8 protein-coding genes are annotated in these 8,316 nt (G+C 66.6%); all 8 read right to left on the bottom strand.

What is annotated here, in order from left to right; translation table 11 throughout:
• Window positions 1-351: 351 nt before the first annotated feature.
• On the bottom strand, window positions 352-1,632 hold the full coding sequence (gene murA, locus ACIO52_RS25570; RefSeq protein WP_218721179.1) for a UDP-N-acetylglucosamine 1-carboxyvinyltransferase: 1,281 nt from the start codon (window positions 1,630-1,632) through the stop codon (window positions 352-354).
• Between the two features lie 79 nt (window positions 1,633-1,711).
• Complete coding sequence (locus ACIO52_RS25565) at window positions 1,712-2,290, bottom strand: cob(I)yrinic acid a,c-diamide adenosyltransferase (protein WP_218721180.1); 579 nt, start codon at window positions 2,288-2,290, stop codon at window positions 1,712-1,714.
• The gene (locus ACIO52_RS25560) at window positions 2,287-2,715 is read right to left on the bottom strand and encodes a DUF2550 domain-containing protein (RefSeq protein WP_218721181.1); all 429 of its coding nucleotides are present in this window, start codon (window positions 2,713-2,715) and stop codon (window positions 2,287-2,289) included. The genes ACIO52_RS25565 and ACIO52_RS25560 overlap by 4 nt, the downstream gene beginning before the upstream one ends.
• A gap of 174 nt (window positions 2,716-2,889) precedes the next feature.
• Window positions 2,890-3,267 (bottom strand): F0F1 ATP synthase subunit epsilon, encoded by a 378-nt coding sequence (locus ACIO52_RS25555; protein ID WP_218721182.1) that lies wholly within the window; start codon window positions 3,265-3,267, stop codon window positions 2,890-2,892.
• 6 nt (window positions 3,268-3,273) lie between these two features.
• Entirely contained in the window at window positions 3,274-4,722 is a 1,449-nt protein-coding gene (gene atpD / locus ACIO52_RS25550) for a F0F1 ATP synthase subunit beta (protein ID WP_218721183.1), read from the bottom strand.
• Window positions 4,723-4,746: 24 nt separating this feature from the next.
• The gene (locus tag ACIO52_RS25545) at window positions 4,747-5,718 is read right to left on the bottom strand and encodes a F0F1 ATP synthase subunit gamma (RefSeq protein ID WP_402647311.1); all 972 of its coding nucleotides are present in this window, start codon (window positions 5,716-5,718) and stop codon (window positions 4,747-4,749) included.
• A 62-nt stretch (window positions 5,719-5,780) separates the two neighbouring features.
• The gene (gene atpA, locus ACIO52_RS25540) at window positions 5,781-7,421 is read right to left on the bottom strand and encodes a F0F1 ATP synthase subunit alpha (protein ID WP_218721185.1); all 1,641 of its coding nucleotides are present in this window, start codon (window positions 7,419-7,421) and stop codon (window positions 5,781-5,783) included.
• A gap of 69 nt (window positions 7,422-7,490) precedes the next feature.
• Entirely contained in the window at window positions 7,491-8,303 is an 813-nt protein-coding gene (locus ACIO52_RS25535) for a F0F1 ATP synthase subunit delta (RefSeq protein ID WP_218721186.1), read from the bottom strand.
• Window positions 8,304-8,316 lie beyond the last annotated feature (13 nt).

The raw sequence follows: 8,316 nt of genomic DNA, 5'->3' as shown, positions 1-8,316 counted from the left end.
GAAAACCTAGCAATGCCGAACACCAGCAAAAGTTTGCTGACATTCAAAATGCCCGACCTCGTCAACCGGGGGGTATGAGAGGCCGGAACCAATAACAATATTGGCACTGACATTCATCGACACACTATTGAGTTCTCAAAGAACACACGCACAAGCATCCACCCGCAACATTTCGTAGGGGCTTCCGCAGGGCAACTGTTCCAACCTAGCGCAGGCAACCCGACCGAAGCAAATTCGGAAGGAGTGAGTCTGGCTAGATGATCAATCAGGCGCTCAGCGTCACCGCGTCGCTCTGACTCGAATAAAGTTACGCACCGACGAACGCGAAGTCAAATCGCCTGGTCAGACAGGCTATTTCGGCGTATCGACGCGCTCGACCTGTCCACCCAGCGCCTGCATCTGCTCGACGAACTTCGGGTAGCCGCGGTCGATGTGGAAGACATCGTGGACTTCGGTGACGCCGTCGGCGACCAGACCGGCCAGTACGAGACCGGCGCCGGCGCGAATGTCGGAGGACCACACCGGCGCGCTGGACAGCCGCGGGATACCGCGGACCACCGCGTGATGACCGTCGGTGCGGGCATCGGCGCCGAGCCGGATCATCTCCTCGACGAAGCGGAACCGCGCCTCGAAGACGTTCTCGGTGATCATCGACGTGCCGTCGGCGATGGCGGCCAGGCCGATCGCCATCGGCTGCAGGTCGGTCGGGAAGCCCGGGAACGGCAGCGTCGCGAAGTTCACCGCGCGCGGGCGCTCGGCCTGCACGACACGGAAACCGTTGGGCTCGTAGGAGATCCGCGCGCCGGCCGAGCGCAGCTTGTCCAGCACCAGCGCCAAGTGCTTGGGGTTGACCCCGGTCACTCGGACATCGCCGGTGGTCATCGCCGCGGCGATACCCCAGGTGGCGGCGACGATACGGTCGCCGATCACCCGATGCGTGGTCGGTGACAGGCTCTTGACGCCCTGCACGGTCAGCACCGAGGAACCGGCACCGTCGATCCGCGCACCCATCTGCACGAGCATGGTGCACAGGTCGACGATGTCGGGCTCGCGCGCCGCGTTGTCGATGACCGTCTCCCCCTCGGCCAGCACCGCGGCCATCAGGATGTTCTCGGTCGCGCCGACGGACGGGAAGTCGAGGCGGATGCGCGCACCCTGCAGCTCGTCGGCGCGGGCGACCACGCATCCGTGCTCGATCTCGCTGGTCGCGCCGAGCAGGCGCAGGCCCTGCTGGTGCATGTCCAGTGGCCGCGAGCCGATCGCGTCACCGCCCGGGAGCGCGACGACCGCGCGCTTACAGCGCGCCATCAGCGGACCGAGCACACACACCGAGGCGCGGAACTGGGTCACCGCCGGGAAGTCGGCGTGATATTTCGGCTCCGGCGGGGTGACGATCGTGCAGACCGAGCGGTCTCCGCTCTCGTCGTCGGAGATCGTGACGTCGCAGCCGAGACCACGCAGCACCTCGGCCATCAGCGGGACATCGAGGATGTCCGGGCAGTTGGTGATGGTGGTCGTACCCTCGGCCAGCAAAGCGGCGGCCATCAGCTTCAGCACGCTGTTCTTCGCGCCGCCGACCGCGACCTCGCCGACGAGCTGATTACCGCCGGAGACCAGAAACCGTTCGCTCACCCCGCCAGCTTATCGACCGTTGCCCGACGACACGCCCCCCGACGCCAAACCGACCGATCCTGGCGCCACCGAGTGGCTTTCAGCGCTCGGCTCCGCCACCCGGCTGCCACAGCACGTCGCCCTCGGGATTGGTCGCACGGCTGAGGATGAACAGCAGGTCCGACAGGCGATTGAGGTATTTGGCGGGCAACACGCTGGTGTCGTCGGGGTGGGCCTCGACCGCCGCCCACGCCGCACGCTCGGCGCGCCGGACCACGGTGCGTGCCGTGTGCAACAGTGCGGCAATCGGCGTGCCGCCGGGCAGGATGAACGAATTCAGCGGTGCCAGGCCCTCGTTGAACTCGTCACACCACTTCTCCAGCCGATCGATGTAGGGCTGGGTGATGCGCAACGGCGGGTACTTCGGCTCGGCCACCACGGGGGTCGACAGATCCGCGCCCGCGTCGAAAAGGTCGTTCTGGACCTGGCGCAGCACCGCGAGCACCGCGGGCTCCGGCGCGCCGAGCGCGACCGCGACGCCGAGTGCCGCGTTGGCCTCGTCGCAGTCGGCGTAGGCCACCAGCCGGGGATCGGTCTTGGGGACGCGCGAGAAATCGCTCAGACCGGTGGTGCCGTCGTCGCCGGTCCTGGTGTAGATCCGGGTGAGATGGACGCTCATGCCTGGCCTCCCCTGGTCCGGCGGGCGCGATCGGACGGCCGCGACTCCACCCACGACAGAAAAGCCGCCATCGATCCGCGGTCGAGCGCGAGCTCGAAGCTGCTGTGCGGATCGGTGACGGCTACCACCACGATGTCCTCGCTCATGATGTCGAATTCGTCGCCCTGTGGCGCGCGGCGTTCGACGATCTCGAGGCCCTGCCGGTGCACGGTGGAGTCCGGACCGAACTTGAGGCTGGTCAATTTGAAGAAGACGAGGCGATCCTCGTCGTAGCGGATGAGACCGTGCCGCCAGCCCTGGCCGCCGCGCGCGGGCAATACCCGCAGCAGCGCGGCCGTGCCGCCCCGGCGCAGCATCACCAGCCGGTAAGTCGAAGCACCTGCTACGAACACGAGCGTCAGCACCAGAATGATCAGGAGAACCATCCCGGTTTGCAATGCCGTACGCCCTTTCGCTCAGCTGGTGTCGAAGACACCCCCGCCGTCATTCAATCACGCCCGATGTGGGCCACTCCGGCGGGATCGGTAATACGGCCGGAAACAGCACTGTCGGCGACGAACCGGAGTTCGTCGCCGACAGTGTGTCGTTCGGTGAACAGATCAGGCAGTCACGGTCGCCTCGACCGCGCGCACCTGGCCCTGAGCGACCCGCAGCTCCACCTCGGTGGCGCTCGCGTCGGCCAGCACCTTGCGCGCCGCGTCGACGTCGACCTCACCCGCGAGTTCCGCGGACTCGGCCAGCACCCGCACGGTGTCGGCGGTGACCGAGAAGAAACCGCCGTGCACCGCGGCCACGATCCGATCGCCGTCGGTCGACACGATGGTCACCGTGCCGCCCTCGACGAGCTGGCCGAGCAGCGGCTCGTGGCCCGCCATGATGCCGATCTGACCTTCGGTGGTCTGCGCGCTGACGAACGTCGCCTGGCCGGACCAGAGCTTGCGTTCGACGGCGACGAGATCAACTGTCATTTCCGCCATGGTGGACTACTTCCCGGCGATCTTCTTCGCAGCGGCCTCGACGTCGTCGAGACCACCGCAGGAGTTGAACGCCTGCTCCGGGAAGTGGTCGAACTCGCCCTTGCAGACGCGATCGAAGTCGTCGATGGTCTGCTCCAGCGGCACGACCGAACCCGGCTGACCGGTGAACTTCTCGGCCACGATGAAGTTCTGGCCGAGGAACTTCTCCAGACGACGGGCGCGGCCGACGAGGACCTTGTCCTCCTCGGAGAGCTCGTCCATACCGAGGATGGCGATGATGTCCTGCAGCTCCTTGTACTTCTGCAGGATCCGCTTGACCTCGTTGGCGACCCGGAAGTGGCGCTCACCGACGATCGACGCCTCGAGGATACGAGAGGTCGAGGTCAGCGGGTCGACGGCCGGGTAGATGCCCTTCTGCGAGATCGGGCGCGAAAGCTCGGTCGTCGCATCGAGGTGGGCGAAGGTGGTCGCCGGCGCCGGGTCGGTGTAGTCGTCGGCGGGGACGTAGATCGCCTGCAGCGAGGTGATCGAGCGACCACGGGTCGAGGTGATGCGCTCCTGGAGCTCACCCATCTCGTCCGCCAGCGTCGGCTGGTAACCCACGGCGGAGGGCATACGACCCAGCAGGGTCGAGACCTCGGAACCGGCCTGGGTGAAACGGAAGATGTTATCGATGAAGAGCAGCACGTCCTGGTGCTGGACATCGCGGAAGTACTCCGCCATGGTCAGCGCGGACAGGGCCACGCGCATACGCGTACCCGGCGGCTCGTCCATCTGGCCGAAGACGAGGGCGGTGTCCTGGAGGACGCCCATCTCTTCCATTTCCAGGTGGAGGTCGGTGCCCTCACGGGTACGCTCACCGACGCCCGCGAACACCGAGGTGCCGGAGAACTCGCGAGCGATACGGGTGATCATCTCCTGGATCAGAACGGTCTTGCCGACACCGGCACCACCGAACAGACCGATCTTGCCGCCCTTGACGTACGGGGTCAGCAGGTCGATGACCTTGACGCCGGTCTCGAGCATCTCGGTCTTACCCTCGAGCTGGTCGAAGCTCGGGGGCTTGCGGTGGATGCCCCACTGCTCGCCGTCGCGGCCGAGGCCCGGCGAGTCGAGGCAGTCACCGAGGGCGTTGAACACGTGGCCCTTGACGATGTCGCCGACGGGCACCGAGATCGGCTTGCCCGAGTCGGTGACGCTCGCGCCACGGACCAGGCCGTCGGTCGGCTGCATCGAGATGGTGCGCACGATGTTGTCGCCGAGGTGCTGCGCGACCTCGAGGGTCAGGGTCTTGGCCACCGACGGGAGCTTGATGTCGGCGTGCAGAGCGTTGAACAGCTCGGGGATGGCGCCACGCGGGAACTCGACGTCCACGACGGGGCCGATGACACGGACGACGCGGCCGGCGGTTGCGCCCGCCTTGGTCGCGTTGTCCTGAGTGACAGCTGCGGTCATTAGATTGGTTCTCTTCCTGCGCTTCTAGTCGCGGTCCGAGCTCGACGCCAGCGCGTTCACGCCGCCGACGATTTCGCTGATTTCCTGCGTGATCTGGGCCTGACGCACCGAGTTCGCCTCGCGCTGGAGCACACTGGCCAGCTCGTTGGCGTTATCGGTCGCCGCCTTCATTGCGGTGCGCCGAGCCGCGGACTCGGATGCCGCTGCCTCGAGCAACGATGCGTAGATACGCGTGTTGACGTACTTGGGCAGCAGAGCGCCCAGCAGCACATCGGCGTCCGGCTCGAATTCGTACTGCGCCGTGACCACCGCGTTCGGCGAATCCGAGACGATGTCCTCGCCGAGCTCGTACTTCTCGTCGACGAAGCTCACCTGGATCGGCGCCAAGCGGCGCACCTCCGGGGTCTGGGTCAGCATCGAGACGAACTTGGTGTACACGATGTGCAGTTCGTCGACGCCCGCGATGGTCCCGGTGCCGTCCAGCGAGGGAACCTCGTTTTCGGAGCCGGCCATGAAGGCCTCGACCAGGTGCTGGCACGCGGCCGAGGCATCGGTGTACTTCGGCTGCTGGGAGAAGCCGGTCCACGACGCCTGGAACGGACGGTTGCGGAACTTGTAGTACGTGAGGCCCTTGTTGCCCATCACGTACAGCACCGGCTCCTTGCCGTCGCCACGCAGCGTGGTCATGAGCTCCTCGGCGCGCTTGAGCACGTTCGAGTTGTAGCCACCGCACATACCGCTGTCACTGGTGATCACCAGGACAGCGGCCCGACGAGCGTTGGGACGCTCGGTCAGCAGCGGGTGCGACAGGTTCTTCGAGGCGCTCGCCAGCTCACCGAGGACCTTGGTGATCTCCTCGGCGTACGGCTTGGCCGCCGCAACCCTGGCCTGGGCCTTGGAAATTCGCGAGGTCGCGATCAGTTCCTGAGCCTTGGTGATCTTCTTGATCGAATTCACACCACGAATGCGGGAGCGCAATTCACGCAAACTTGCCACTAGCGGTTCACACTCCCTTCATTCGCCAGATCGGAATATGCCGACATCAGTCCTGACCCGGCTTACTTGTCGACGTGCTTGCGGGTGACCGACAGCGACTCGACCTCTTCGTGGTCCAGATCGCCGGCAGCGGCCTCGTTCACGACACGGCTGCCGTCGGAAGCCAGGAAGCCTTCCTTGAACTTGTCGGTCTCCGACTTGATCGCGTCGGCGGCCTCGCCGTCGAGCGGCTTGCGGCCACCCTCGAGCGCGTCGAAGGACGACTGGGTCGCGCTGTGCAGGTGCTCCAGCAGCTCGGCGGTGAAGCGACGCACGTCGCCGACCGGCACCGAGTCGTAGTAGCCGGCGTCGACCAGGTAGATCGAGACGACCTGATCCTCGACGGCGACCGGGGAGTACTGGTTCTGCTTGAGCAGCTCCACCCAGCGGGCACCGCGCTCCAGCTGCGCCAGCGAGGCGGCGTCCAGGTCGGAAGCGAAGGCGGAGAACGCCTCCAGCTCGCGGTACTGCGCCATTTCCAGACGCAGCGAACCGGCGACCTTCTTCATGGCCTTGGTCTGGGCGGCGCCACCGACACGGGAGACCGAGGTACCGACGTTGATCGCCGGGCGGACGCCCTTGTTGAACAGGTCGGACTCGAGGAAGACCTGGCCGTCGGTGATGGAGATGACGTTGGTCGGGATGAACGCCGAGACGTCGTTGGCCTTGGTCTCGATGATCGGCAGACCGGTCATCGAGCCGCCGCCCATCTCGTCGGACAGCTTCGCGCAACGCTCCAGCAGGCGGGAGTGCAGGTAGAAGACGTCACCGGGGTACGCCTCGCGGCCCGGCGGACGACGCAGCAGCAGCGAGATGGCGCGGTACGCCTCGGCCTGCTTGGTCAGGTCGTCGAACACGATCAGGACGTGCTTGCCCTGGTACATCCAGTGCTGGCCGATGGCCGAACCGGTGTACGGAGCCAGCCACTTGAAGCCGGCGGAGTCGGAGGCCGGGGCCGCGACGATGGTGGTGTACTCCATCGCGCCGTGCTCCTCGAGCGCGGTCTTGACGCCCGCGATGGTGGAGCCCTTCTGGCCGATCGCGACGTAGATGCAGCGAACCTGCTTGCTGGGGTCGCCCGACTCCCAGTTCGCCTTTTGGTTCAGGATCGCGTCGACGGCGACGGCGGTCTTGCCGGTCTTACGGTCGCCGATGATCAGCTGACGCTGGCCGCGGCCGATGGCGGTCAGCGCGTCGATCGCGGTGATACCGGTGGCCAGCGGCTCTTCGACCGGCTGGCGCTCCAGCACGGTCGCGGCCTGCAGCTCCAGCACGCGGCGGTCGTCGGCCTCGATCTCGCCCAGGCCGTCGATCGGCTGGCCGAGCGGGTTGACGACGCGACCGAGGAACTTGTCGCCGACGGGAACCGACAGCACGTCGCCGGTGCGGCGGACCTGCTGGCCCTCTTCCAGCGAGGCGTACTCGCCGAGGATGACGGCACCGATCTCGGTGTCCTCGAGGTTCAGCGCGACGCCCAGGACGCCGCCCGGGAACTCGAGCAGCTCGTTGGCCATCGCCGAAGGCAGACCGCTGACGTGCGCGATGCCGTCGCCGGTGTCGGTCACGAGGCCGACTTCTTCGATGGAGGTTTCCGGGGTGTAGCTCTGGGTGTAGCTCTCGATCGCGCTACGGATCTCGTCGGAGGAGATCGTCAGCTCCGCCATGTTGTTCCTGCTCTCGCTGTGGTCTCGAATGTCGGGGGTTGGAGAATTACTGCGGTGAGCTGTCCTTGATCAGGACAGCGCCCGGCGCAGCTTCTCCAGTCGGCCGGTGGCGCTGCCGTCGATGACGTCGTCTCCGACGCGCACGACGACGCCGCTCAGCAGCGTCGGGTCGACCTGCACGTGCACGGTGACCGCCTTGCCGTAGATCCGCTGCAGGGAAGCCGAGAGCTTCTCCTTCTGCTGATCGGACAGCTCGACCGCGGCGTGCGCGTGGGCGACGATCTGGTCACGACGGGCCGCCGCCAGATCGGACAGGGCGCCGAAGGCGACGCCGATGTTGTTGGTCCGCAGTCGGGTCACCGCCTGCTCGGCCAGCGTCAGGGTGATCGGCTCGGCCTTGCCGGTCAGCAGCCGCTCGATCAGCTCACGCCGCGCCGCGGCCGGCTTGCCCTGATCGGACAGTGCCTGCTCCAGCTGCGGGTTGTCGGCGATGATGCGACCGAGCCGGAACAGCTCGTCCTCCACCGCGTCCAGCCGGCCGCCGTCGGCAGCGGACTCCAGCAGAGCCTCCTGCCCGAGCAGCACCAGGGTGTCGACCAGATCGCGGGTGCGCGACCAGTTCTGGGCCACCGCGGTGGTCAGCACTGCCTGCGTGGCAGCGCTGACCTTGCCGCCGAAGATCCGCTCACTGAGTTCAGCGCGCGCCGAACCCGGCACCGACACGTCCGCGAGCGCCACACGCAGCGAACGCTGGTCGTCCAGCACGGCGACAACGGCGAACAGTTCCGACCCCGTTGTGGCCGCAACAGTTTCGCTTCCGGTCAGAGCGGCCCGAAGCGCCTCCCGGGACCGGGAGCTGGCCTCGCGGCTCGCTGCGTACATGCTTCTCACTTTC

The sequence above is a fragment of the Nocardia sp. NPDC087230 genome (genome assembly GCF_044744725.1).
GTDB lineage: Bacteria > Actinomycetota > Actinomycetes > Mycobacteriales > Mycobacteriaceae > Nocardia > Nocardia canadensis.
The sequence above is the reverse complement of the archived record's forward strand: the minus strand, read 5'-3'. Positions and strand labels throughout refer to the sequence as shown.